Below are 25078 nucleotides of genomic sequence, written 5' to 3' on the forward strand. Positions count from 1 at the left end.
TCAGCTCGTGGCCTGCCAGAGCTCGAGGAACTGCTCCTGCATGTCGGTCGGCAGGTTGAAGAGCAGGTCCTCCTCGGACTCGCCCTCCACGGTGTCGGCGGTGACGAGCCGCAGGGGCATCTGCCACCGCTCGATCTGGGGGTCGCCGTTGAAGTGCCGCACGAAGGCGTCGACGGCCTGCCAGTTGAAGTACGTGACCGAGAACTGCACGTAGCCGTGCTCGGTGCCGTTGCGGACGTTCTCGAGCGAGCCCGCGCTGGCGTTGGCCCCGACGATGCGCACCTGGTCGGCGGCACCGGCCTCGCGCAGAGCGGCCGGCACGCCGCTCGTCATCACGGAGTCCGCGAACGCGACGTAGTTGACGTCGGGCGCGCGCTGCACCTCGCTCACGACGATGCCGGGGGTGTTCGTCCCGATGTCGGAGACCTGGGTCGTCACGACCTCGGCGCTGCACGACGAGCAGTTCTCCTCGATCGTCTCGGCCGCGGTGGCGATGATCTGCTGCCCGATGGGGAAGTTGGCCATCTCGAAGAGGAGGACGTTCGCGGTGCCCTCGCTGTCGGCGATGATGTAGTTGCCGAGCACCTCGCCGACCGTCTCGAACTCGGGGATGCCGTCCTGCACGACGACGATCGGACCTTCGGCCACGTCGGGGCTGGCACCGAGGACGATCGGGATCCCTGCGGCCTCGGCCTCCTCGTACGCCGCCGAGAAGGTGGCGCTGGGGACTCCGTTGACGGCGATGCCGTCGACCCCCTGGTCGATGGCGAACCGCACCTTCTCGAGCACGTCCTCGGGCGTCCCGTCGAACGGGATCGCGATGCCCTCCCACCCGATGGCCTCGGCCGCCTCGATCCCCGCCTCCTGGGACTTGATGCACACCTCGACGTTGCAGCTGAGGAAGGCGATGGTCTTGCTCCCGGACGGCGCCTGGCTCACGGGCGTGTCGGCACCGATCGAGGTGGGCGCCTCGCGGTAGGGCTCGACGAACGCCTCGGCAGCGTCGAGCTGCTCGTCGGAGGCCGGCGGGCCGGCGGATTCGGCGCTCGAGCCGCAGGCGGAGAGCGCGGCGGCCGCCACGGTGAGCACCGAGCCGATCGCGGCGGCTCGTCGGAGGTGGGGCTGGGTCTTCACGGCGGTTGCTCCTTCATCGGGTTCCGGCCGGTCACCCAGGGGATCCGAGCCCGGGCCGTGCCGTGTGATCTGCGTCTCAGCGGATTGAAGCGATTGATGATCACCGACGTCCACGCGCTCGGGGAGGTCTGCGCTTTTCGGCGCCTGCAGGGGCGGCCGGGGGCCGACGGGCGAGCGGCAGCGCGCAATTCGGATAGTCGCTCCCGGCCACCGACCGACCCGTCCTCGACGTGAGCAGCCCCCGTCCTGGGCGGAGGACGGGGGCTGCGGACGGGAGCGCCGAGCGGCGCGGGAGGGACTCAGAGACCGGCGACGTGCCCCCGGCGACGGGTGACCGAGGGCAGCTCACCGAACTCGCGACGGTAGCTCTCCGCGAACCGACCCATGTGGAGGAAGCCCCAGCGCTGGGCCACCTGGTTGACCGTCACGAGCGCCGCGGCGTCGAGGAGGTCGTCGCGCACCCGACGCAGACGCACCGACCGCACGTAGCTCATCGGCGTGGTGTCGTGCTCCCGGCGGAAGCCGTCCTGGAGCGAGCGGACGCTCACGTGCACCCTGCTGGCCAGCGAGAGCGCCGACCAGGGCGCCGCCGGATCCTCCTCGACGAGCTCGATGGCGCGGGCCACCGCGTTCGTCGTCGTGCTGCGGAAGCGTTGCTCGAGCACGTCGCTGAGCGAGTTGCGGTGGGCCAGCAGCAGGCCCTCGACCACGAGCCGTTCGAAGTGGTGGCGGGTCATGGCCTGCTGGATCAGTCCGGAGTCCGCCTCCAGCTCGCCCGCGAGCAGGTTCACCAGCCTCCACCAGCTGCGCCCGCTGGGAGTCGTGAGGTCCATCCTGGGCTCGAAGACGACGGGAGCGGGCGGGGTGCGGCCGAGGAGGGCCTCGGCCTCCGATCGCACCAGGTCGGGTGGGATCATGAAGCACATGAGCGTGGTCCCGGCGGCCCAGTAGGTGTCGGGGGTCTGACCCGGGCCCCACACGGAGGCCCGGCCCGGGGTGATGAGCTGGGGCTCGTCCGCCGCTCCCCCGCAGAGGACCTTGCCCGTGAGCGGCAGGCACACGTGGTACTGCCCCGACTCGTCGGTCCCGTGCAGGCGGCTCGGCTTCCGCACGTGCAGGCGGCCGGCGACCACGTGGCTCAGGGTGGCCGCGTCGAGCGTGAACTCGAACGACTGGCGTGGGCCGACCTCGATGGAGCTCGGCTCGTACGTGCTCGACACCGTCGACTCCGCGATCTCGCGGTCGTCGGTCCTCAGGACCCGCTTCACCACGGCACTACCCACTCCGCACCGACCACCTCTGCTCCGGTCAGTCCGTCCTCGAGCCGGGCTGCGCTGCCATCTCGTCGGGCGCGATCGTCACGTGCGCCCGGAGGCGTCCGTGGGCATCGACCCATCCCTTGCTCCTGGCATAGTCGACCATCGACCCGAGTTCGTCGAGCCATTCCGCGTCCACGCTGTCGCCGGCGAGCTCCATGAGCACGTCGCGGTGGATCCAGGCGTGCGGGGGCACCCTCAGCTCGATGCTCAACGAGTCGAAGACGGACGACTCCTCCAGGACGGTGCGTGGTGGGACCACGGTGTGGTCCGTGACGATGCGCATGGGGTGCTCTCCTTCGGGGTGGGGAGGGGTCGACGGTCACCACAGGTCGTGGTGGTCGGTCCCGAAGTCCGACAGCTCGACGCGGGCGGCCGAGTCGAGCGACGGCAGGAACCGGCCGAACGCCCCGGAGTGGTAGGTCAGCGGCGCGGTCGTCTGGCCCGACCGGATGGCGACGACCCGGGCGATGAACACGAGGTGGGTGCCGGCGAGCACCTCCTGGCTCACCTCGCACTCGAGCGACACGTGGGTCCCCCGCAGCACGGGGTGCTGGGCGGACGAGCGGTCGAAGGGCAGGCCCTCGAACTTGCCGGCCCCCTTGCCCGCGAAGCGCATCGCGAGCGCACCCTGCCGTCGGGAGAGGACGTTCACGACGAACCCGCGGTTCTCCTGCACCGCCCGGCCGGTGTCCGAGGTGACGTTGAGGCACACGAGGACGCTCGGCGGGTTGTTCGACACCGAGGAGAACGCGCTCACGGTCGCTCCGAGGTCCTGCCCCTCGTGCCGGGTCGTGATGACGGTGACGCCGGACGAGAACCGACCCATCGCCGACCGGAACTCCGCGTCGGTGACGGGGTGGACGACGGCCTCCTGCTCCACGACGCTCATCGCCCCGCCACCGGTACGTCGACCGCTCCGGCCGGTTCCGTCGCCCGGGCCGGTGCAGGTTCGAGCGAGAAGCCCTCGTAGCCGCGGCGTGCGACCTCCGCGCAGATGTCCCGGTAGGACTTCTGGCCGGCAGCCCACAGCGGGATCCGGCGCCACTTCCCGGCCACGTTCGCGCCGCTGTAGTAGGAGTTCGTCGCCAGCGGGAAGACCGTCCCCTGCACGATCTCCTCGACGCGGTCGGTCCACTCCTTCTGGGCGACGTCCGTCGCCTCGATCACGCCGAGCCCGTGCTCGGCCAGGTAGCCCAGGCACTCGTCGATCCACTCCACGTGCTGCTCGATCGCGACCGTCATGACTGCCAGCACCGCCGGGCTGCCCGGCCCGGTGACGGTGAACATGTTGGGAAAGCCGTGGACCCCGAGACCGAGGTACGTCGTGGGGCCGTCGCTGTCGCGCCACACCTGGTCGAGCCGTCGACCGCCACGGCCCCGGATGTCGATCCGGCCGAGGGCGCCGGAGAGCGCGTCGTAGCCGACGGCGTACACGATCGTGTCGACCTCGTACGTCGTACCGTCCGCCAGCTCGACGCCCTGAGGCACGATCCGACGGATCGGGTTCTCGCGCACGCTGACGAGCCGGACGTGCTCCTGGTTGTAGGTCGCGAAGTAGTTCGTGTCGCAGCAGAGGCGCTTCGCGGCGATCGGGTGGTCCGTCGGCACCAGCAGCTCGGCCGTCGCGGGGTCGTCGACGGTCTCGCGGATCCGGTCGCGCACGAAGTCGGCCAGGAGCGTGTTCGCGGCGACGTCCGTCATCGTGTCGACGAAGGCGACGTTGAAGATCGGTGCACCCCCGAACTCCCAGCGCCGGCGCATCTCCGCCTGGGCCTCGTCGGCGTCGTACGAGTGGGCGCTGCGGGGGTTCACGTCGACGGTGACGCCGCTGGGCGAGTCCCGCTGCGCCTGGCGGTGCTGCGGGTACACCGACTTGCGGGCGGCCACCTCGTCCGCGGTGAGCGGACGGTTGCGCGCCGGGATGCTGAAGTTGGGCGTGCGCTGGAAGACCGTGACCTCGGACGCCGCCTGCGCGATCACGGGGATCGACTGGACGCCGCTGGACCCCGTGCCCACGACCGCCACCCGCTTGCCGTCGAACGACACGTCGTGCCGGGGCCACCGGGAGGTCTGGTACCACTCGCCGCCGAAGGTCTCGAAGCCCTCGAACGGAGGGTCGAGCGGCGCGGACAGGCTGCCGGTGGCGAAGACGACGAACTGGGCGTCCAGCGTGCCCCCGTGGCTCAACCCGACCGACCAGCGGCCTCGCTCCTCGTCGTACGCGGCGCTCTCCACCCGCGTGTCGAGGGTGATGTCCCGGCGCAGGTCGAAGCGGTCCGCGACGTGGTGGATGTAGCGCAGGATCTCGGGCTGGGCCGGGTAGAGCTCGCTCCACGTCCAGTCCTGGTCGAGCTCGGGCGAGAAGGAGTAGGAGTAGTCCATGCTCTCGACGTCGCAGCGGGCCCCGGGGTAGGCGTTCCAGTACCAGGTGCCGCCGATGTCGGGCCCGGCCTCGATGACGCGCACGGTCAGGCCGCGTGCGCGGAAGCGGTGCAGCGCGTAGAGACCGGCGAGGCCCGCCCCGACGACGACGACGTCGGGGCGTCCGGTGGTGGGGGTGTCGTGGTTCATCTCTGGTGATCTCCTCGAGCCGGGTCGTGCCGCAGCAGGACCTTGATGTGGTGGGTCGCGGGGTCGCGCAGGTCCGCGAACGCGTCGGCGGCGTCGGCGACGTCCGCCACGCGGGTGATGAGGTCGTCGGTGGGAAGCGCGCCCGACGCGAGCAGCTCGACGGCCCGGGCGAAGTCGGCGCGGGAGTAGCCGGCCGAGCCGACGATCTCGACCTCCCGCAGGATGGCGTCCGAGGCGTCGAACGACACGGGACCACCGAGACCCACGAGCACGACCCGGCCGCCGCGACGCACGGAGGCGACCTGGGCGGCCACCGCGACCGGGGCGCCGGTGCAGTCGACGAAGGTGGCCGCGTCCAGCTCGGCGAGCTGCGCGTCGGTGGTGATCTCGGCGGTCCCGACCCCCAGGGACGACGCCAGGTCGCGGCGAGCGGGGTTGCGCTCCACCGTCGTCACGTCGGTGAAGCCCTCGGCCCGCAGGATGAGGGAGACCAGGACCCCGATCGGGCCGGCGCCGACGACGACGACGGGGTCGCCGGTCGCGCTCGTGACCTTGGTCGCCGCACGCCGCGCGACGGCGACGGGCTCGGCCAGGGCCCCCTGCTCGAGGGTGGTGCCGGGCGGGAGGCGCACCAGCGCCGCCTCGTCCGCCACCACCGTGGAGGCCAGCCCGCCGACGCGCTGCACGCCCAGCACGCTGCCGAAGTGGCCACCGTCGACGCAGAGGTTCTCGCTACCGACGGCGCAGTAGCGGCAGCGCCCGCAGCTCTCGTACGGCACCACGGCGACGTGGTCACCGACCGCGACGCTCCTCACGCCGTCGGCGACGGCGGCGACCACCCCGGCGAGCTCGTGCCCGAGCACCGACCGCACCGGGAACTCCTCGTCGCCCAGCATGTGGAGGTCGCTGCCGCAGATCCCGCAGAAGGCGACGTCGACCGCCACCTGCGTCCCCGCGACGGCGGGCGCCGGGCGGCGAGCGAGTGCCAGTCCGCGTCCCTCGGTGATCTCCATGACCCTCATCCGCGACGGCCCGCTCAGTCGGCGTCGGCGACGACGGGGCGCTCGGTCCACCACGCCGGCGGCCAGATCTCGCTGCCCTGCATGACCCCGTCGACGAGACGGCGGCGGCGCACCTGCTCCTCGGAGCGTCGGAACGCCGGCGCGACGTACCGCATGAAGAGCTCGTTCGACCGACGCCACTTGTCGGACGTCACCCAGTTGCGGTCGTTGAGGACCAGGGTGCCGAAGGGCCCGACGGTCTCCCGCAGCTGCTGGATCTGCTCGATGCAGTCCTCGGGCGAGCCCATGATCATCGGCAGGTTCTCGACCAGGTACTCCAGCGTGAGGACGTCGTCGGACTCGCTGGGGTCCGACTTCAGGAGCGCCCCGGCGCCGAGCCCGATGATGTAGTCGTAGGACTGCCGGGCGGCCTCGCGCAGCTCCTCGATCGCCGACGCCTTGCTGTCGGAGACGTAGACCTCGCGCAGGATCCGCCAGCCCTGACGGGCCACGAGCGGGTCGCGGCCCGCCTCGCGAGCGCCGCGGTCGATGGCCTCGCCCTGCGTCCGCAACGTCAGCGGGCCGTCCGCGGGACCGTCGGGACGCACGTAGTACATGCTCATCGCGCCGTACCCGTTGCGGCCGCACAGCTCGTACTTGCCCGGGGAGCGCAGCCCGGCCACCGCGATCGGCAGCGGCTCCTGCAGGGGGCGGACCTGGAGCTCCCGGTCCTTGAACTGCCAGAACTCCCCGTCGTGCGAGAACGGCTCGGTGGCGTTGAACAGCTGGTCGACGACCGGCAGCGCCTCCTCGAAGCGCTCCGCCGCCGTGTCGGAGGTGCCGAACAGGGCCTGGTCGAACGGCAGGCCGCCTCCACCGAAGCCCGCGATCAGGCGGCCGTGAGTGAGGTGGTCGAGGAAGGCCAGCCGCTCCGCGACCAGGAACGGGTCGTGGTAGGGCAGGTTGATCGTCCCGGTGCCGAGCTTGATGCGGCTCGTCAGGGCCGAGGCCTTCGCGATGTAGTAGTCGGGGACGGGCACGTTCTCGTAGCCGCCCGCGTGGTGCTCGCCGATCCAGAACTCGTCGAACCCGAGCTTCTCGGCGACCTGGATCTTCTCGAGGTCGAGGTCGTAGGAGAGGGTCCAGTTCTCCCACGGCACGTGCTCGGGCATGGAGAAGATTCCGAACTTCATGGTGGCTCCTTGTCGATGGGGCTGTCGATGGGTGCAGCGGTGGGGCGCGCCGGTCAGACCGACGGGCGCGCGGTGGTGTCGAGGTAGAGGTCCGACTGGAGGAACTCGATGCGAATGCCGTCCGGGTCGGTCATGTAGATGACCTTCCCGCCGTCCAGCGGCCCCCCGTTGATGGGGACGACCCGCCGGCTGACCGGGTCGAGCCCCAGGCCGACGAGGCGGTGGTAGAGCTCGTCGATGTCGTCGACGTACCAGGCGATGTGGCAGGTGCCCGGGTTCGGGTGGTACGGGTCCACCGGCGTGCGCTCGACGTTCCGGTACTCGATGACCTCCATGTAGGCGTTGGTGCCGGGCAGGCGGAGCAGCGCCATGTTGAGGCTCGCCTCCGGCAGGTCCACCGCCTCCCGCGTGTGGGCGTCCTCGACGAGCCACTCGGAGACGACCTCGAGGCCGATCTGGTCCCGGTAGAAGGGCAGGGACACGGAGAGGTCGCGCACCTGGATGCCGACGTGGCTGAACTCCGTCACGCGGTTGGGCGTGACCTGACCAGCGCGCGCCGGTCGGCTCTCGGGCTGCGTCGTGCTGTCGATGGTCGTCATCGGGTCCTCGTCTCGTCGGTGGTGGTCTGCTGTCGTCTGCTGGATCGGGCGGCGCGGTCGCGGATGGCCGCCGCGACGGCGCCGACGGCCTCGTCGGCCAGGGGTGTGATCGCGTGGAGGGTGGCGAAGCCGTGGATGGCCCCCGGGTACTCGAGGACCTCGCACGCCACTCCGGCCTCCTCGAGCCGACGGCCGTAGGCGATCCCCTCGTCATGCAGCGGGTCGAACCCCGCCACGACGACCAGGGCGGGGGCGACGCCGCCGAGGTCGGTGGTGCGGAGCACGGAGGCCCGGGGGTCGAACCGGTCGGCCTCGCCGACGTACTGGGTCCAGAACCAGTCCATGTCGGCGGTCGTCAGCAGGTAGCCGGCTCCGTTGCGGCGGTACGAGTCGCGCTCGAGGTCCGCGTCCAGGACCGGGTAGAGGAGCGCCTGGAGCGCGACCTCGACGCCCGCGTCGCGGGCCGCGACGGCCGCTGAAGCGGCGAGGTTCCCTCCCGAGCTGTCGCCCGCGACGACGAGCGGGAGGTCGTAGCGCTCCGCCGCCCAGGCGACCGCGTCGGCCGCGTCCTCGACGGGCCCGGGGAACGGGACCTCCGGCGCGTGCCGGTAGTTCACGTTGACGACGATCGCCCCGGCCTCCACCGCGAGCTGGCGGCAGAGCTGGTCGTGGCCCTCGAGGTCGCCGAGCACCCACCCGCCGCCGTGGAGGTAGACGACCACGGCCGTCGCTGCGCCGTGCGGCGCGTACTCCCGCGCCGGCACGGACCCGGCTCGGGTCGGGACGGCCAGGTCGACCACCGTCGCGACCTCGATCGTCCGGGTGCGCATCGTCGCGAGGAAGGCAGCGTTGCCGGCGCGCGCCTCCTCGGGCGTCCCGGCGGTGATCGGCGGGGCGTCGGCCTCCGCCGCAGCGGCGAGGAACGCCGCCAGCGCCGCGTCGACCTGCTCACCCATGGCACACCTCGATCCCGTTCGGACTGCGACGGTCACGTGACCGCCGTCACACGAGGATGAGGACCGGGGGTCGCCCGACTCAACGAAACGGGGCGGACCGGCTCGCACTCTGCGCAAAGCGGATAGAGCGGGGAGGCCGGCCGGCGACGCCCGGTCACGCCGCGGGAATATCTCGCCCCTCCCGATTGTCGTACGATCATCATGCAATCACGGCGGTCCCTCCGGACCGCCCCACCCGAGGAGAAACCCATGACCGACCTCTCAGGCCAGACCGTGCTCGTCACCGGCGCCAACCGCGGACTTGGGCGCGAGTTCGTCACCCAGCTGCTCGAGCGCGGTGTCGCCACGGTGTACGCCGGGGCGCGCGACCCGCAGTCGGTCGAGCAGACCGACGACCGCGTCGTCGCCGTCCAGCTCGACGTGACCGACCCGGAGTCGGTGCGCCGCGCGGCCGCGACCGCCGAGGGCGTGGGCATCGTCGTCAACAACGCGGGCATCTCGCTGGCCGGCTCGCTCCTCGCGACCGACACCACCGACCTGCGCCGCGAGCTCGACGTGAACCTCCACGGCCCGCTGGCCGTGACGGCGGCGTTCGCCGACAGCGTCCGCGAGCGGTCGGGCGCCGTGGTCAACGTCGCCTCGGCGCTCTCCTGGTTCGCGCTCGGCGGCACCTACAGCGTCGCCAAGGCCGCGCTCTGGGCCGCCACCGACTCGCTGCGCCTCGAGCTCGAGCCGCACGGCGTGCAGGTGCTCGGCGTCCACATGGGCTACGTCGACACGGACATGACGCGCGGCGTCGACGCCCCCAAGGTCGCCGCCTCCGACGTGGTCCGCCAGGTGCTGGACGGGCTCGAGGCCGGTGCGCGCGAGGTGCTCGCCGACGACACCGCCCGCGGCGTCAAGGCCACGCTGCACCTGCCGGTGGAGCAGCGCTACGCCGACTTCCTCCCCGCCACCGCCCCCGCGACAGCGGGCTGAGGCCGTCATGAGGGCGTACGTCGTCGAGTCCTACGGCACGGACGGCCTGGCGCAGGCCGAGGTGCCGCGTCCGACCGTCGGCCGCAGCGACGTGCTCGTCGAGGTGCACGCCGCCGGCATCAACCCGCTGGACACGATGGTGCGCAACGGGGAGTTCAAGCAGCTGCTGCCCTACCGGCGCCCCTTCGTCCTCGGCCACGACGTGGCCGGCGTGGTGGTCGAGGTCGGCGCCGACGTCGACCGCTTCTCGGTCGGCGACCGGGTCTTCTCCCGACCCCGCGACCTCCGGACCGGGACCTTCGCCGAGCTGGTCGCGATCGACCAGGCCGACGTGGCGCCCGCCCCGGCGAGCCTCTCGACCGCCGAGGCGGGCGCCGTACCCCTCGTCGCCCTGGCGGCCTGGCAGGCCCTGGTCGAGGTCGCCGACGTCCAGCCGGGTCAGAAGGTGCTGGTGCACGCCGGGGCCGGGGGCCTCGGGTCGACCGTCGTGCAGCTCGCGCGGCACCTCGGGGCCCACGTCGCGACGACGGCCCGCGGCGGCGACGCCGAGCGCCTGCGCGCCCTGGGGGTCGACGAGGTCGTCGACTACACGACCCAGGACTTCACCCAGGTGCTCAGCGGGTACGACGTCGTGCTCGACTCCCTCGGCGGGGCCAACCTCACCTCGTCGCTCGAGGTGCTCAGGCCCGGCGGCATCGCCGTCAGCGTCGTCGGTCCACCGACCCCCTCGTTCGCCCGGCAGCTCGGGCGCCCGGTGCTGGCTCCGGTGATGTGGCTGCTGAGCGCCAGGGTGCGCGCCCGCGCCCGGAGGCTCGGGGTGCGCTACTCGTTCCTCTTCATGCGGGCCGACGGCGACCGGCTCGCGCAGCTCGCGGCCCTGTACGACGCGGGCGTCCTGCGGCCCGTGCTGGACCGGACCTTCCCGTTCGACGAGACCCTCGAGGCCGTCTCGTACGTCGAGCAGGGCAGGGCCAAGGGCAAGGTCGTCGTCGTCCGCTGACCCCGGCGCGGGTCGGGCCCGCGCCTCGTAGGATCAGACCCTCCCTCGCCCGTCGGGCGGGGCCCCACCAGTGAGCAGGACAGGAGTCCCGTGGCCAGGTACGACGAGGCCCACAAGGCGGCCACCAGGGCGCGCATCCTGGAGTCCGCCGGCCACCGGTTCAAGAGCGACGGCATCGACGGCTCGGGCGTCGCGGTGCTGATGAAGGACGCCGGGCTCACCAACGGCGCCTTCTACGCCCACTTCGACTCGAAGGACGACCTGGTGGAGGCCGTGGTCGCCAACGAGCTGGCCCGCCAGGTCGAGAGCTTCTCCGACCTCCCCGAGGGAGCCGCCGGCGTCGAGGAGCTCGTGCGCCGCTACCTCTCGACGGCGCACCGGGACGACCCCGCCCACGGGTGCCCGTCGGCAGCCCTGCTCGACGAGATCGCCCGCTCGCCGGAGCACGTCCGGGTGGCCTTCACCGCGGGCCTCCTCGGTGTCGTCGACGCGATCGAGGCCCGCCTCGTGCCCGGCTCGACACCGACCACGCGGTCCCGCGCCCAGGGGATGAGCGTGTTCGCCCTGATGATCGGCACGGTCCAGGTCGCCCGCGCGACGACCGACCCCGTGCTCGCGGACGAGGTCATCGAGCGCGGGCTCACGAACGCGCTGACGCTGCTCGGGCTGGGTCCGGGCGAGGAGGGCTGAGAGCGCTCGGTCGGCGACCCCGCGTCAGTCCTCCCGCTTGCGCAGCAGGAACCGCTGCACCTTGCCGCTCGGCGTCTTGGGCAGCGCGTCGACGAAGTGCACGACGCGGGGGTAGGCGTGCGCCGAGTACCGGTTGCGCACGAGCTGCTGCAGCTCGACCGCGAGGGCCTCGTCGCCGGCCACCCCGTCGGCGAGCACGACGTACGCCGTGACCGCCTCGCCGCGGATCTCGTCCGGCTTGCCCACCACCGCGACGTCGACGACGGAGGCGTGGGTGATGAGCACGCTCTCCACGTCGAAGGGTCCGATGCGGTAGCCGGAGGCCAGGATCACGTCGTCGTCGCGGGCCGAGAAGAAGAAGTGGCCGTCCTCGTCGACGCGTCCCGTGTCGCCGGTGAGGTACCAGCGGCCGTCCGGCGTGAACCGCTCGGCCGTCTTCGCGGGGGCGTCGACGTACCCCGTGAAGAACATCGCCTGCGACGCGGGCACGTCGAGCGCGATCTGGCCGTCGACGAGGCCGGCGGCGAAGCCGGGCAGGGCCACGCCCATCGACCCGGGCCGCACGGGCTCACGCACGTCGTCGTGCCAGCAGTTGACGATGCACATGCCGTGCTCGGTCTGGCCGTAGTGGTCGCGCACCTCCACCCCCAGCGCCTGCTCGCCCCAGGCCAGCACGTCGGGGGTGAGCGGCTCGCCGGCGGACGACGCGCGACGCAGCGAGAACCCGGTGAACGCGGGGTCCTTCGACATGGCGCGGTACATCGTGGGCGCGCCCGCGAAGCTGGTCACGCCGCACCGGGTGAGCACCTCGCGCGTCGAGTCCGGCGTGAATCCGGCGTCGAGCAGGATGTTGGCGCGGCCCAGGGCCAGCGGCCCGAGGATCCCGTAGTAGAGCCCGTAGGCCCACCCCGGGTCGGCCGCGTTCCAGAAGACGTCGTCGGCCTGCACGTCGAGCCCGAAGTGCGTGTACGACGCGAAGGCCGCCAGCGCGCGGACGGGGATGGGCACCCCCTTCGGCTTGCCCGTCGTACCGCTCGTGAACAGCATCGCCAGCAGGCCGTCACCCCCGGCGGCGACCGGCGCGGCGAGCGGCTCGGAGGCAAGGAGGGCGTCCCACTCCGGCCCCGTCTCGAGCACGTCGAGCCCCTCGATCGGGTCGACCTTGGCGCGCTGGGACGGCTCGGTGACCACGAGCCTCGCGCCGCTGCCCGCGACCCGCAGCTCGATGGCCCCGGTCGCGAAGGCGGTGAACAGCGGCACCAGGGTGGCGCCGAGCCGCCACAGCGCGAGCAGCGTGACGACGTACTCGAGCCGCTTGCCCATCAGCACCCCGACGCGGTCGCCCTCGCCGACGCCCCGCTCCGCGAGGCCGGTGGCGACCCGCGACGAGAGGTCGCGCAGCTCGCCGTACGTCAGCGCGCGCGACGTGTAGTCGGCGTCGACCAGCGTGAAGGCGACGGCCGCCGGGTCGTGGCGGTCGCAGAGCAGGAGGGCGGCGGTCGCGCCGGGGTCGCCGTACTCGGCCAGCCAGCCGTCGAGGGTGCGGGTCACGGCGTCGTTCACGGGGGTCACGTCCTTGCGTCGGGGGCGGGGTCGAGGTCGGGTCGGGAGAGGTGGTCGGCATCACATCGTGGGCCGCGGGTCCCGGCGGCGCCACCCTCTGAGGAGGGGGCGCCGCCGGGCCGGTCGGGCGTCAGCGCACGCCGGCGGCGACGTCCATGCGGGACCGCCCGCTCAAGGCGAGGGTCGAGCCGATGCTGACGAGGGCGAGGACCGCGAGCATGGCCCCGATGGCGATGCTGCCGTGGTCGGCGGCCAGGCCGGGAGCGAGCAGCGGGGGCACCGCGCCGCCGAGCACGCCGCCGAGGTTGTAGCCCGCACCGGCGCCCGTGTAGCGGAAGCGCGTCTCGAAGAGCTCGGGCAGGTAGGCGCCCACGGGGCCGAACGCGAGCCCGAAGATCGACAGGGTGACCACGAGGCCGACGGCGAAGGCGAGCGACGAGCCGGTGTCGACCAGCGGGAAGAGCACGAGCGCCCAGACGAGGGCGGCCGCACCCGAGGTGAGGATGACCGGTCGTCGGCCGATCCGGTCCGACCACACGCCGCCGGCGAGGGTCGCGAGACCGAGGCAGAGGGCGGCGACGATGCCGACCGACAGCACGAACTGGCGCTCCAGCGCGGGTCCCTCCGGGTTGGTCCCGTACGCCGTCAGGTAGGCCGTGCCCATGTAGAAGAAGCCGAAGAGCACGCTCATCAGGCCCGCAGAGAGCAGGATCTCGCGGGGCTGCGTGCGCACGACGTCGACGAACGGCAACGACCGTCGGGCGGTGACGTCGCTGGCGTCCTGCTCGGCCCGGAAGACGGGCGTCTCCTCGATGCTGAGCCGGATGTAGAGGCCGACGGCCACCATCAGCGCGCTGGCGATGAACGGGATCCGCCAGCCGTAGGTCAGGAACGCCTCGTCCGTGGTGCCCAGCACCAGGTCGCTGACGAGGAAGGTCGCGCTCGAGAGGGCGAACGCGAACGCCGGCCCGAGCTGCGGGAAGACGGCGTAGAAGCCGCGTCGGCCCGGCGGCGCGTACTCGGCGGCCAGGAGGTTCGCGCCGGCCCACTCCCCGCCGACGGCGAGCCCCTGCAGGAAGCGCAGGACGACGAGCGCGATCGGGGCGGCGACGCCGATGGTGGCGGCCGAGGGCAGCAGGCCGATCGCGACGGTGGCGAGGCCCATCATCAGCAGCGTCGTGACGAGGGTGCCCTTCCGGCCGATCCGGTCCCCGTAGTGGCCGAACACGACCGCGCCCAGGGGCCGGGCGACGAAGGCGACGGCGAAGGTGGCGAACGACGCGACGGTGCCGGCGGTGGAGCCGAGGGCGGGGAAGAACACGGTCGGGAAGACGAGGGCCGCCGCGGTGCCGTAGATGAAGAAGTCGTAGTACTCGATGGTCGTGCCGACGCAGCTGGCGACGGCGACGCGCCGCATCGGGGTCGGGCTGTCGGCGGGGCCGGGGCCCGGGCCGTCACCGGGCTTCAGGGACTGGGTCGTCATGGGGGTCGCCTCCGTGGTCGGGGCAGACGTACGTCGTCTGCCGCCGCGGAGTGTTGTGCGGCAGGTCACAGACCTGCCACCCTCGGAAGGGGGTGCCGTGCCGCACCCTCCTTGGAGGGTGGTGATCGGCGTCACCCACCACGAGAGTGGGGCCCGGACCCCTCGGGCCGACGCGCACCGCGACCCCGAGGGACGCGAGATCAGGAGTGGTGATGGACGAGGACGGTGGCGGCGTCGCCGCGGTGCTGGACCGCGGCTTGGAGGACGCGCAGCGCAGGACGGGCCTCACGGTCGCGTTCACCGGCCTGGTGCACCCCGATCGCCGGCAGTTCGTCATCAGCGCGCTGCGCGGCACCTGGACGAACTCGCTGAGCAACCTCGCCGTCCGCTCGGGCGAGGGGCTCGGCGGCAAGGCGCTCGCCCTCTCGCGACCCGCCACGGTCGCCAACTACCGGGACGCGCGCGGGATCACCCGCCGCTACGACTACGCGGTGGCGCCGGAACGGCTCCGGTCGATCGTGAGCCTCCCGGTCGCGCTCCCCGGCCAGGCCCCGCTGGCCATGCTCTACCTCGCGGAGCGGCACGAGGTCGGGTTCGACGGGCGCCTCTACGACCGCCTCGGCCCGGCGCTGCTCACCATGGCGCAGGACCTGCGCATCGAGCTCGAGGTCGCCCGCCGGGTGCAGGCGGCCCGCGCTGCGGCGCTCGCCGAGCGGGAGCCCACCGCCGGCCGGTCCGCCGGGGCCGATCTCGTCGCCGACATCGCGTCGGTCATGGCGCGTACGACGGACGCCGCCACCCAGCAGGAGCTCCGCCGCATCCTCGCCGGCCTCGCGGACCCCCGCGCCTCCACGGACAGCCCGCCCGCCTCGCCGCTCACCCGCCGGGAGACGGCCGTGCTCCGCTCGGCCGAGACGGGTTGCTCGAACGCCGAGATCGCCGACGCGCTCGGCCTCGTCGAGAGCACGGTGAAGTCCTACATGAAGAGCGCGATGGCCAAGCTGGGCGCCGACAACCGGGTGCGCGCGTGCCGCACGGCGCGCCGGGCCGGCTACCTCGACTGACGCACCCCGGACGCCCGCCCGAGAACGAGAACAGCCCCCGGTCCACATCTCTGCGGATCGGGGGCTGTGCGTCGGAGCCGCCTGTCAGAATCGAACTGACGACCTAGTCATTACGAGTGACTCGCTCTACCGACTGAGCTAAGGCGGCGCGCTGCCCGGCCTTCGTCGTACGTGACGACTCCCGCCGGGCAACCCGGGAGAGTATAGGGGAGCCCTCGCCGGTGATGCGAATCAGGCAGCGACGAGCGTGCGCGAGCCGAGGACGGCCTCGGCGTCGGCCGCGTCGGCGCCCGGGCTGACCCAGGTCTGGCCGGTGTCGCCGCACCAGCAGGTGAACGTGGCGACGAAGCCACCGTCGACCGGGGTGGCGCTGGTGAACTGGCTCTCGAACGTGAGCTGACGGGTGTTGCACGCGGTGCAGTGGTGGACGAACACGGGTGACCTCCTCAGGGATGGATCGGGGACACTCCTAGTATGTCGACGTCAAGATTCAAGGGGTAGCCTCACTTTCCATCGGAAGGCATAGGATCTGCCTTGTGCTCTCCCTTCACCAGCTCACGTGCTTCCTCGCGACGTACGAGCACGGCTCCCTGACCGCCGCAGCGGCCGAGCTGGGCTACGCCCAGCCCAGCGTGTCCGAGCAGATCCGCGGCCTCGAGAAGTCGCTCGGCGTCCAGCTGTTCCGGCGCGTCGGGCGCGGCGTGGTGCCGACCACGATGGCGGAGGAGCTGCGTCCCCACGCCGAGAAGACCCTCGCCGCCGCCGAGGACGCGCGTCGCGCGATGGCGGCCGCGAAGTCCTTCGAGACCGGCACCATCCGCTTCGGCATGTTCGGCACCGCCCGGCTCTACGCCGGCGCCGGTCTCGTGGCCGACGTGCTCGCGCGCTACCCCGGCGTCCGGGTGGAGCTGATCGGCCAGAACTCCTCGGACGTGCACGAGGACCTGCGCCGCGGTCGGCTCGAGGCCGCCATGATCGCGGTGCCGGGTGCCGTGAGCGAGGGCATGACCGTCACGCCGGTCGCGAAGGACGAGCTGGTCTACATCAGCGCCGACCCCGCCCACCTGACCACACCCGTCACGGCCCACCGGCTGTCCCTGGCCAACCTGGTGATGCCCGAGACCACCTGGCGGGCCGACGACTCCACCCGCATCCTGCTGCGCCAGATGCTGCACGGGACGGGCCGCAACCCGCAGACCCGCATCGAGGTCGAGGACGTCGAGACCGCGGTCGAGCTCGTCGGCATGGGCCTCGCCGACTCCGTGATCCCCCTGGGTGCGGCCGAGCAGCTGCTCAGCCGCCTCGCGCCGAACGCGGGCTGGGTCTCGCTGCGCCCGCGCCAGTACGACGTCATCGCCGTCGTCCACCGGGCCGACGCGACGCTGTCACCGGCGGCGCGGCTCATGATCGAGCTGGCGACCGCCCGGATCCAGCAGATCGCGGAGCCCTACACGCCGCGCTGACCTCGGCCCACCGGACGGTGGCACCGCGCGATCAGCAGGTGGTGCCGTCCTCCGGCACGTCGCCGTCGACGAGGAACGCCTCGACGGTCTCGTCGATGCAGTCGTTGCCCGCGCCGTACGCGGTGTGCCCCTCGCCCTCCCGGGTCAGCAGGACCCCGGACTCGAGCTGCCCCGCGAGCGCGACGGCCTCCTCGTACGGCGTGGCCGGGTCTCCCGTCGTGCCGATGACGAGGATGGGCGCGGCGCCGGCGGCGCGGATCTCCCGCGGCTCCTCGCTCTGACGGCCCGTGTAGCCGCTGCACCAGCCGAGACCGAGCTCGCCGCCGTCGCCGAACGTCGGGGCGGCCTGCTCGAACTCGGGCGCGTAGGCCGCGGCCTCCTCGGGCGTGAGCGCGCTCGGGTCGTCGAGGCACGAGATGGCGTAGAACGCCTCCATGATGTTCGACCCGTAGGTGCCGTCGGCGTTGCGGTCGGCGTAGAAGTCGGCCAGCAGCAGCAGGAGGCTGCCGTCTCCGTCGAACGCCATCTCGAGGCCGTCGGTCAGGTAGGGCCAGTTCTCCTCGCCGTAGAGCGCGGCCTGGACGCCCGTCGTGGCCAGCTGCTGGGTCAGCAGGCGGTCGTCGCCCTCGACGACCATCGGCTGCGCCAGCAGCCCGTCGAGGAAGGCCTCGACGTTCGCGACGCCCTCGTCGACCGTCGCCCCGAGCACGCAGGACGGGCCGGAGACGCAGTCCTCGACGTAGTTGCGGAACGCCAGCTCGAAGCCGGCGGTCTGGCTGAGCGAGCCCTCGATGCGGTCGAGGGAGGGGTCGACGGCGCCGTCGAGCACGAGGCGCTCGGAGCGCTCGGGGAAGTACTCGGCGTACGTCGCGCCGAGCGAGGTGCCGTAGGAGAAGCCCAGGTAGTGGAGCTGGCTGTCGCCGAGGACGGCGCGCAGCACGTCCATGTCGCGGGCCGACTCGACGGTGGAGACGTGGTTGACGAGGTCGCCCGACAGCGCCTCGCAGCCGGCACCGAAGCGCTGCTGCCACTCGACGGCCGAGGTGGCCGCGGCGGGGCTGTTCGGATCGACCGAGACGGAGAGGTAGTCGTCGAGCTCGGCGTCGGAGAGGCAGTCGATGGGCGAGCTCTCCCCCGTGCCGCGCGGGTCGAAGCCGACGATGTCGAAGCTGTCGAGCAGCTGCTGGCCGTAGAGGGCGCTGCCGCGGGTGGCGAGCTCCGAGCCCGCCGAGCCGGGGCCACCGGGGTTCACGACCAGCGACCCGATGCGTGCCTCGTCGTCCTCGGCCGGCGACCGCAGGACCTTGAGCTCGAGGGTGTCGCCCTCGGGGTCGGTGTAGTCGAGCGGCACCTCGAGGCGCGCGCAGTCGTAGTCGTCGCCCTCCTCCTCGCAGGCCGTCCAGTCGAGCTCCTGGGAGTAGAACGGCTCGAGCTCGGGGCTCGGCGCCTCCTGCGCGTCGCCGCCGCCGGCCGGCTCGTCGCCGTCGCGGTCGCCGTCCGCCTGCTCGGTGCCACCCGTCACGCGCTCCCCGTCGTCGCCGCGCGTCAGCACGATCGCGGTGACACCCCCGACGAGCACGACCACCAGCGCCAGGACCAGCGCCACCACTCCACCGCGCTTCACGCGTTCCCCCTCCGTCGGAGGGCCGACGCGGCCCCCGCACCACCCGAGCCGCCCGCCGGGTCGACCGGGGGCAGCAGGCTCACCATCATCGACTCGAGCGCCAGCATGACAGGAACGTTGAACTCCAGCATCTGCTCGCGCGCCGCGAAGATCGCGTCGATCCGGCGCAGGTTGCCCTCCGGACCACCGTCCTCGGCGAGGGTCGTCACCTGCTCCCGCAGCTCCTCGTTCACGAGGCCGCCGGGCGCGCCGACCGCGGTCGCCACGGCGTCGCGGTAGACCGACACGAGGTCCATGAGCGCGCGGTCGACGACGTCGAGGTGGCGGCGCTTCGCCCGCGTCTTCTGCTCCCGCTCGAGCGCCGCCCGGGCGGGGGCGTACTCCCGCGGCTTGCGGCCCCGCTCCACGACGCCGTACGCCGCGTCGAGGTCGGCGCGCTCGACCGCGTCGAGCTCGGTGGTGATCGACTCGGCCTCCGCCTTGCTGGTCTCGTTGAGCTGCGCGGCCGCCGACATCGCCGCACCCAGCGTGCGCAGCCGCGTGGGGATCGAGACGACCTCGCGCCGGCGGGCCCGCGTCGCGTCGTCGGAGGCCAGGGCCCGGGCGCGACCGATGTGTCCCTGGCTGGCGCGGGCCGCGTACGTCGCGAGGTCGTCGGGCACCCCCAGGGTGCGCACGAGGAAGTCGGCGACGTCGGCCGCCGACGGCGTCGTGAGGGTCACGAGCCGGCAGCGCGACCGGATCGTGGGCAGCACGTCCTCCACCGTGGGCGCGCAGAGCATCCACACGGTGCGGTCGGTGGGCTCCTCGATGGCCTTGAGGAGCGCGTTGAACGCCTGGTCGGTGAGGCGGTCCGCGTCCTCGACGACCAGGATCTGCCAGCGGCGACCGGCGGGGGCGAGGGCGGAGCGCCGGACCAGGTCACGCACCTGGTCGACACCGATCGACAGCCGCTGGGTACGGATGACGCCGACGTCGGCGTGGGAGCCGGCGAGCACCGTGCGGCACTCGTGGCACTCGCCGCAGCCGCCCCGCTCGCACTGGAGCGCGGCGGCGAAGGCGATCGCCGCGTTGGAGCGGCCCGATCCCGGAGGGCCGGTGAACAGCCACGCGTGGGTCATGCCGTGGCCGGTCGAGGCGGCGCCCGACAGCGACGTCACCACCGGGCGCTGGCCCACGAGGCCGTGCCACACGCTCACTGCGGCGCACCGCCGTCGTCGGCGGCCGGGCGACGGACGGCCCGGTCGAGCAGCGGCTCGACACCGGCCCAGACGGCAGCGGCGATCGACCCCACCTCGCCGCGGGCGTCGAGGACGCGGTAGCGGGCGGGGTCGGCCCCCGCCATCCGGAGGAAGGCCTCCCGGACCCGCTCGTGGAACTCGAGGCCCTCGGCCTCGATGCGGTCGCGGCCCTCGAAGCGGCCCAGCCCGACGCTCGGCGGCACGTCGAGCACCACGGTCAGGTGGGGACGCAGGTCGCCCGTCGCCCAGCGCGCCGCCTGCTCGAGCCCGGCCAGCCCGGCGGGGCCGTCGTCGAGCGCGCGGCCGGCGCCCTGGTAGGCGAGGGTCGAGTCGACGTACCGGTCGGTGATGACCACCGCACCCCGCCGCAGCGCGGGGAGCACGACCGACTCGACGTGCTCGGCCTTGTCGGCGGCGTAGATGAGGGCCTCGGTGCGGGACGCGAGGGCGCCCGTCGAGGGGTCGAGCACGATGCGGCGCAGCTCGCGCCCCACGGGTGTGTCACCCGGCTCGAAGGTGGAGACGACGTCGTACCCCGCCGCCCGCAGTCGGTCTCCCAGGAGCCGCGACTGCGTGGACTTGCCGCCGCCCTCGCCGCCCTCGAAGCACACGAAGACGCCGGTCGTCGCGAGCTGGCCGGGTGCGTTCACGCGGACGAACCTACGAGGTGCCACCGACACCCGCCACCGGAGCCTCCCCCGCCCGGGTCGGGCGGCCGACGTCCACCCGCCAGATGCTCGGGTGTGATTGGGTTCAACTCCCCACGTGCGGGGTACGCCGGGTTGTCCTCGAACGAAGGAGCACATCGTGGGTTGGGTCATCGTCCTGGTGATCGTCGTCGCAGCAGTGGCTGCCGGCGTCGTGTGGTTCATGACGCGCAGGAAGGCACCGGCCACGGGCAGCCAGACCGGCCGCCCGGTCGACGTCGTCGCCGAGGCCGACCTCGCGTCGGTCGAGCCGCTGCGCCGCATCCGCAACGGCGACCTCGTGGAGTACGAGGGCGTCAAGCTCTTCGTGCGGGGCCGCATCGACTTCGACGAGTCGGGCTACACCTGGACCGAGCACTTCCTCGACGACGACACCACCCGGCGGTGGCTCTCGGTCGAGGACGACGAGGGCTTCGAGGTCGCGCTGTGGCGCAGCCTGCCCGACGGCGACATCGAGCAGGGCGCCCCCGGCGACCGCGACGTGATCGTCGGCGGCATCGCCTACCGCCGCCAGGAGGAGGGCTCGGCCTCGTTCACCTCGTCCGGCTCCACCGGCACGGCGCCCCAGGGCACGGTGCGGTACGCCGACTACGCGAGCGCCGACGGCAAGCACCTGCTCGGCTTCGAGAACTTCGGCAGCCGCTGGGAGGCCTCGCTCGGCGAGCCCCTCCAGCCCTGGGAGCTCATCGTCTACCCGGGCTCCGACGAGCCCACGACCCGCTGAGGAGCGCCCGTGAGCTCACGCGCCAAGGGCCTGATCATCGTCGGGGTCCTGCTCCTCGTCGGCATCGTCGCGATCCCGGTCGCGTTCGGCGCCTTCGGCAACGGACCCAAGGACTGGATCGACGACAACTACACCCACGTCAGCGGGTCCGACCCCGACGACGAGACCGTCACCTGGCGCTCCGACGACGACGTGACCACCACCGCCGCCGCGATCGCGTCCGGCACCGACCCGTCCGACCGGCGCGAGAGCAACGGCCAGGCCTTCCTGCGCTACTCCGACGACTGGATGGTCACGGTGAGCGAGGACGGTGACGGCTCGCGCATCCAGCTCGACGAGTTCGACCGCGGCTACAGCCGCAACAGCACGTACGTCGGCTACTGGGGCGGTTACTACGGCGGCCGCAGCGGCGGCAGCGACTACCGGGGCGGCGGCTCCGGCTCCGGCAAGTAGTCCCCACTCCCCCTCCTCGGCTCCCGGCTCTCCCTCGGCCCTCTCTCGGCCCTCTCTCGGCCCTCTCTCGGCACCGCCCGAAGAACACGAAAGGCACGACATGCCCGTTCTCCTCGACGAATCCCTCGCCACGCTGGCGTTCGCCGGCGTCGGGATCCTGCTCCTCGTCGTCGGCTTCTTCATGGTCGACCTGCTCACGCCGGGCCACCTCGGCCGCCAGGTCTTCACCGAGCACCGGCGCGACGCCTCGCTGCTCCTCGCGGCCAGCCAGGTCTCGCTCGGCTTCATCATCGCGACGGCCTTCTACACCGCCGAGGGCGACACGTGGGACACGCTGCTCGAGGGCTCCGTCTTCGGGCTCATCGGCGTCGCGCTCCTCGGCCTGTCGTTCGTGATCCTCGACCTCGTCACGCCCGGCAGCCTCGCCGAGCTGATCGTCGACGACACCGACGACCCGGCCGTGTGGGTCGCCGTGGCCATGCAGATCGCGGTCGGCCTCGTCGTCGCCGCGTCGATCACCTGAGCACCACCCCGGTGACCGCGCCGGCGTCGTACGACGGGGGCCGCGGCACCGCAGCCACCTCGCCTTCCGGCGACGGGCCGGCCCGTCCCGGTGCACGGGTGCTGCGCATCGTGGTGCTGGCGGCGGTGTTCGTGTGCGCGGCCTGCGGCCTCGTCTACGAGCTGTCGCTCGTCACGCTCGGCAGCTACCTGCTCGGCAACACGATCACGCAGACGTCGCTCGTCCTCGCGGTGACGATGTTCGCGATGGGCGTCGGCGCGGTGGCCGCCAAGCCCCTGCTCGGCCGCCCCCTGCGGGCCTTCGTGACCGTCGAGCTCGCCCTCGCGGTGGTGGGCGGGTTCGCGGTGCCCGTGCTCTACGGCGCGTTCTCGTGGCTCTCGATCTACACGCCTGCGATGCTCGTCGTGACGTTCGCGATCGGCCTGCTGGTCGGGGCCGAGATCCCCCTGCTGATGGCCCTGCTGCAGCACCTGCGGCGCCAGGACGCCGCCCGCGCCGTCGCCGACATCAACGCCGTCGACTACGTCGGGGCGCTCGTCGGCGGACTGGCCTTCCCGTTCCTGCTGCTGCCGCTCTTCGGCCTGCTCGAGGGCAGCCTCGTCGTCGCGGCGGTGAACGTCGTGGCGGCCGCGGTCGTGGCCGTCGCCCTGGGGCGCCGCGCCCGCACCCGTGGCCCGCTCCTCGCCGCGGTCGCCGCCTGCGTCGTCGTCGCCCTCGCCCTGGGTCTCATGGCGTGGCGCGCCTCGGCCTTCGAAGCGACCGCCCAGCAGGCGCTCTACCGCGACCCGATCGTCCACAGCGAGCGGTCGGACTACCAGTCGATCGTCGTCACCCGCGGCTGGGTGGCGGGCGCCGAGTACGACGACGTGCGGCTCTACCTCGACGGCGACCTGCAGTTCTCCTCCGTCGACGAGTACCGCTACCACGAGATGCTCGTCCACCCCGCCCTCGACGGCCCCCGCGGCCGCGTCCTGGTGCTGGGGGGCGGCGACGGCCTCGCCCTGCGCGAGGTGCTCGCCTACGACGACGTCGAGGAGGTCACCCTCGTCGACCTCGACCCGGCGGTCGTCGACCTGGCCCGCACCTACGAGCCGATCACCCGCCTCAACGAGGGCGCGTGGGAGGACCCCCGCGTCTCCTACGTCTCCGCCGACGCGTTCGGCTGGGCGCGCGACCGGGCCGACCAGCTGGCGGAGGGCGACGGACCGGAGGGCGACGCGCCGTACGACGCGATCGTCGTCGACTACCCGGACCCCGACTCCCCCGCCCTGGCCAAGCTCTACTCGGTCGAGCACTACCGCACGCTCGCCGGCCTGCTCGCCGACGACGGCCGGATGGTCGTGCAGTCCGGGTCGCCGTTCTTCGCTCCCGACGCCTTCTGGTGCGTCCGGCGCACGCTCGCCGAGGCGGGGTTCTCCACGACGCCGTACCACGCGGACGTGCCGTCGTTCGGCGACTGGGGCTTCGTGATCGCGACGCCCGCGGGCACCCCCGCCGCGACCCCGGGCCTGGGCGCCGGGGCGCCCGACGACCTCCGCTACGCGAGCCCCGAGATGCTCGCCGCGGCGACCGTCTTCCCGCCCGACCGCCAGGACCGTGCCGGCGACGTCTCCACGCTCCTCGACCCGGCGATCCTGCGCTACTCGCAGCAGGAGTGGGTGGGGTACTGATGCCGTTCCTGCTCGCCCGGCTCTGGGTCCGGTTCACCGGCAACATCAGCTGGCGCACCCCGCTGCTGGTGCTCGCGTTCGTCTTCACCACCAGCTGGGCGCTCATGGCGCTCGCCGAGGGCGACGCCGACATCGCCGACCCCGGCACCTACTGGTGGTGGTTCCTCGTCACCGCCTCGACGGTCGGGTACGGCGACTTCTTCCCCGCCACGATCGGCGGCCGCATCGTCGGGGCGTACGTCGTCATGGGCGGCGTCGTCACCCTCACCACGTTCTTCACCCACCTGGCCTCCACCCTGGCCACCGCGAAGGGACGCCGCATGCACGGCCTGCTGAGCCACGACCTGACCGGCCACCTCGTGCTCGTCGGCTACACGGCCGGACGCACCGACCGGCTCGTCGCCGACCTGCGCGCCGAGGGCGACCAGCCGATCGTGGTGTGCGCCTGGGAGGACCAGGTCGTCGAGCACCCCCTGGTCGACACCGACGGCGTGCACTTCGTGCGCGGCGACCTCACCGACCTCGCCGTGCTGCGCCGGGCGTCCATCGGCGCCGCCTCCGCCGTGCTGGTCGACGCCCGCGACGACAACGAGGCGCTCACGCTCACCGTCGCCGCCGAGGAGGCCGCGCCCGGCGTCCACACGGTCGTCACGCTGCGCGACGTCGCCCGCCGACGCACCATCCGGCGCATCGACGCCACGGTCCACTGCGTGCAGTGGCACGCCCTGGGGCTCGTGTTCGACGAGCTCGCCGACCCGGGCATCGCCGACGTCTACGACCAGCTGATGACCCCCGGTGGCGAGGGCACCTGGTCGACGACCGTGCCGACCGAGGTCTCGCTGTCGTACGGCGCCTGGCAGCGCGCCCTGGGCGAGCACCGGCGTACGACGCTGCTCGCCCTCGAGACCGACGGCGCCGTCGTGGTCAACCCCGGCTGGGACACCCCGGTGCCGGCCGGCGCCCGCCTCTTCTACGTCGGGCCGCAGCGCCTCGGCGCCGACGAGCTCGCGGCCGCCGCCCGGGGCTGATCCCCCGGCGCTCGCACGAACATCGCAGAACACCCGCCGATCGGGCCTGTGGAGGCCCGCCCGGCGGGTGTTTTGCGACACTCGTGCTGCGGAC

General features: G+C 72.8%; 25 protein-coding genes and 1 tRNA gene. 10 read left to right on the forward strand and 16 right to left on the reverse strand.

Going from position 1 to position 25078, the window contains the following annotated elements; all coding sequences use genetic code 11:
• The 9 genes from K329_RS0117270 to K329_RS27610 all read right to left on the reverse strand — a co-directional run bounded on the left by K329_RS0117270 (position 1) and on the right by K329_RS27610 (position 8773).
• Positions 1–1134, reverse strand: coding sequence for a sugar ABC transporter substrate-binding protein (locus K329_RS0117270; protein ID WP_028474034.1), 1134 nt, complete (start codon positions 1132–1134; stop codon positions 1–3).
• 299 nt (positions 1135–1433) lie between these two features.
• Positions 1434–2405, reverse strand: coding sequence for an AraC family transcriptional regulator (locus K329_RS29745; protein WP_052337051.1), 972 nt, complete (start codon positions 2403–2405; stop codon positions 1434–1436).
• A 37-nt stretch (positions 2406–2442) separates the two neighbouring features.
• Entirely contained in the window at positions 2443–2736 is a 294-nt protein-coding gene (locus K329_RS0117280) for a hypothetical protein (protein ID WP_028474035.1), read from the reverse strand.
• Between the two features lie 36 nt (positions 2737–2772).
• Positions 2773–3342: a flavin reductase family protein gene (locus K329_RS27590; protein WP_052337052.1), complete on the reverse strand. Its 570-nt coding sequence runs from the start codon at positions 3340–3342 to the stop codon at positions 2773–2775.
• Complete coding sequence (locus K329_RS27595; protein ID WP_052337053.1) at positions 3339–5024, reverse strand: flavin-containing monooxygenase; 1686 nt, start codon at positions 5022–5024, stop codon at positions 3339–3341. Before K329_RS27595 ends, K329_RS27590 begins: the two co-directional genes overlap by 4 nt.
• Positions 5021–6037, reverse strand: coding sequence for a zinc-dependent alcohol dehydrogenase (locus K329_RS0117295; RefSeq protein WP_028474036.1), 1017 nt, complete (start codon positions 6035–6037; stop codon positions 5021–5023). The genes K329_RS27595 and K329_RS0117295 overlap by 4 nt, the downstream gene beginning before the upstream one ends.
• A gap of 23 nt (positions 6038–6060) precedes the next feature.
• A complete protein-coding gene (locus tag K329_RS27600; protein ID WP_052337054.1) occupies positions 6061–7218 on the reverse strand; it encodes an LLM class flavin-dependent oxidoreductase in 1158 nt (385 codons plus the stop codon).
• 53 nt (positions 7219–7271) lie between these two features.
• A complete protein-coding gene (locus K329_RS29750) occupies positions 7272–7817 on the reverse strand; it encodes a VOC family protein (protein WP_052337055.1) in 546 nt (181 codons plus the stop codon).
• Positions 7814–8773: an alpha/beta hydrolase gene (locus tag K329_RS27610; RefSeq protein ID WP_052337056.1), complete on the reverse strand. Its 960-nt coding sequence runs from the start codon at positions 8771–8773 to the stop codon at positions 7814–7816. Before K329_RS27610 ends, K329_RS29750 begins: the two co-directional genes overlap by 4 nt.
• A gap of 249 nt (positions 8774–9022) precedes the next feature.
• Between K329_RS27610 and K329_RS27615 the strand changes: the two genes are divergently transcribed.
• The 3 genes from K329_RS27615 to K329_RS0117325 all read left to right on the forward strand — a co-directional run bounded on the left by K329_RS27615 (position 9023) and on the right by K329_RS0117325 (position 11441).
• Entirely contained in the window at positions 9023–9751 is a 729-nt protein-coding gene (locus tag K329_RS27615) for an SDR family oxidoreductase (protein ID WP_052337057.1), read from the forward strand.
• A gap of 7 nt (positions 9752–9758) precedes the next feature.
• Positions 9759–10751: an NADP-dependent oxidoreductase gene (locus K329_RS0117320; RefSeq protein WP_028474037.1), complete on the forward strand. Its 993-nt coding sequence runs from the start codon at positions 9759–9761 to the stop codon at positions 10749–10751.
• A gap of 90 nt (positions 10752–10841) precedes the next feature.
• Positions 10842–11441, forward strand: coding sequence for a TetR/AcrR family transcriptional regulator (locus tag K329_RS0117325; protein ID WP_028474038.1), 600 nt, complete (start codon positions 10842–10844; stop codon positions 11439–11441).
• A 24-nt stretch (positions 11442–11465) separates the two neighbouring features.
• Here K329_RS0117325 and K329_RS0117330 read toward each other — a convergent pair whose 3' ends face one another.
• Together K329_RS0117330 and K329_RS0117335 are read right to left on the reverse strand one after the other, a co-directional pair.
• Positions 11466–13004 (reverse strand): AMP-binding protein, encoded by a 1539-nt coding sequence (locus K329_RS0117330; RefSeq protein WP_028474039.1) that lies wholly within the window; start codon positions 13002–13004, stop codon positions 11466–11468.
• 130 nt (positions 13005–13134) lie between these two features.
• Positions 13135–14487 (reverse strand): MFS transporter, encoded by a 1353-nt coding sequence (locus tag K329_RS0117335; RefSeq protein WP_028474040.1) that lies wholly within the window; start codon positions 14485–14487, stop codon positions 13135–13137.
• A 212-nt stretch (positions 14488–14699) separates the two neighbouring features.
• Between K329_RS0117335 and K329_RS0117340 the strand changes: the two genes are divergently transcribed.
• Positions 14700–15551 (forward strand): LuxR C-terminal-related transcriptional regulator, encoded by an 852-nt coding sequence (locus K329_RS0117340; RefSeq protein WP_028474041.1) that lies wholly within the window; start codon positions 14700–14702, stop codon positions 15549–15551.
• A 75-nt stretch (positions 15552–15626) separates the two neighbouring features.
• On the opposite strand, the gene K329_RS0117345 is transcribed toward K329_RS0117340, so the two are convergent.
• Together K329_RS0117345 and K329_RS0117350 are read right to left on the reverse strand one after the other, a co-directional pair.
• A tRNA-Thr gene (locus tag K329_RS0117345) sits at positions 15627–15699 on the reverse strand.
• Positions 15700–15782: 83 nt separating this feature from the next.
• A complete protein-coding gene (locus tag K329_RS0117350; protein WP_028474042.1) occupies positions 15783–15986 on the reverse strand; it encodes a hypothetical protein in 204 nt (67 codons plus the stop codon).
• A gap of 101 nt (positions 15987–16087) precedes the next feature.
• Here K329_RS0117350 and K329_RS0117355 point away from each other — a divergent pair, with 101 nt between their 5' ends.
• Positions 16088–17014, forward strand: a complete 927-nt coding sequence (locus K329_RS0117355) for a LysR family transcriptional regulator (RefSeq protein ID WP_028474043.1) — start codon at positions 16088–16090, stop codon at positions 17012–17014.
• Between the two features lie 31 nt (positions 17015–17045).
• Here the strand turns inward: K329_RS0117355 and K329_RS0117360 are convergent, their stop codons facing one another.
• From K329_RS0117360 to tmk, 3 genes are read right to left on the reverse strand one after another with little or no spacing between them, the layout of a single operon-like run.
• Positions 17046–18638, reverse strand: coding sequence for an alpha/beta hydrolase (locus K329_RS0117360; protein WP_028474044.1), 1593 nt, complete (start codon positions 18636–18638; stop codon positions 17046–17048).
• Entirely contained in the window at positions 18635–19837 is a 1203-nt protein-coding gene (locus tag K329_RS27620; RefSeq protein WP_084541415.1) for a DNA polymerase III subunit delta', read from the reverse strand. Before K329_RS27620 ends, K329_RS0117360 begins: the two co-directional genes overlap by 4 nt.
• Positions 19834–20529, reverse strand: coding sequence for a dTMP kinase (gene tmk, locus K329_RS0117370; protein ID WP_028474045.1), 696 nt, complete (start codon positions 20527–20529; stop codon positions 19834–19836). The genes K329_RS27620 and tmk overlap by 4 nt, the downstream gene beginning before the upstream one ends.
• A gap of 157 nt (positions 20530–20686) precedes the next feature.
• On the opposite strand from tmk, the gene K329_RS0117375 reads away from it, so the two are divergent.
• The 5 genes from K329_RS0117375 to K329_RS0117395 all read left to right on the forward strand — a co-directional run bounded on the left by K329_RS0117375 (position 20687) and on the right by K329_RS0117395 (position 24984).
• A complete protein-coding gene (locus K329_RS0117375) occupies positions 20687–21310 on the forward strand; it encodes a DUF4178 domain-containing protein (RefSeq protein WP_028474046.1) in 624 nt (207 codons plus the stop codon).
• A 9-nt stretch (positions 21311–21319) separates the two neighbouring features.
• Positions 21320–21763, forward strand: a complete 444-nt coding sequence (locus tag K329_RS29755) for a DUF4247 domain-containing protein (RefSeq protein ID WP_052337059.1) — start codon at positions 21320–21322, stop codon at positions 21761–21763.
• A gap of 100 nt (positions 21764–21863) precedes the next feature.
• Positions 21864–22286 carry a DUF350 domain-containing protein gene (locus K329_RS0117385; protein WP_028474047.1) on the forward strand — a complete coding sequence of 141 codons (423 nt, stop codon included), beginning with the start codon at positions 21864–21866 and terminating at the stop codon, positions 22284–22286.
• A gap of 11 nt (positions 22287–22297) precedes the next feature.
• A complete protein-coding gene (locus tag K329_RS0117390) occupies positions 22298–23956 on the forward strand; it encodes a polyamine aminopropyltransferase (protein WP_028474048.1) in 1659 nt (552 codons plus the stop codon).
• Positions 23956–24984, forward strand: coding sequence for an NAD-binding protein (locus K329_RS0117395; protein WP_028474049.1), 1029 nt, complete (start codon positions 23956–23958; stop codon positions 24982–24984). Before K329_RS0117390 ends, K329_RS0117395 begins: the two co-directional genes overlap by 1 nt.
• Positions 24985–25078 lie beyond the last annotated feature (94 nt).

Origin of the sequence: Nocardioides alkalitolerans DSM 16699 (genome assembly GCF_000426525.1) — a bacterium.
Classification (GTDB): domain Bacteria; phylum Actinomycetota; class Actinomycetes; order Propionibacteriales; family Nocardioidaceae; genus Nocardioides; species Nocardioides alkalitolerans.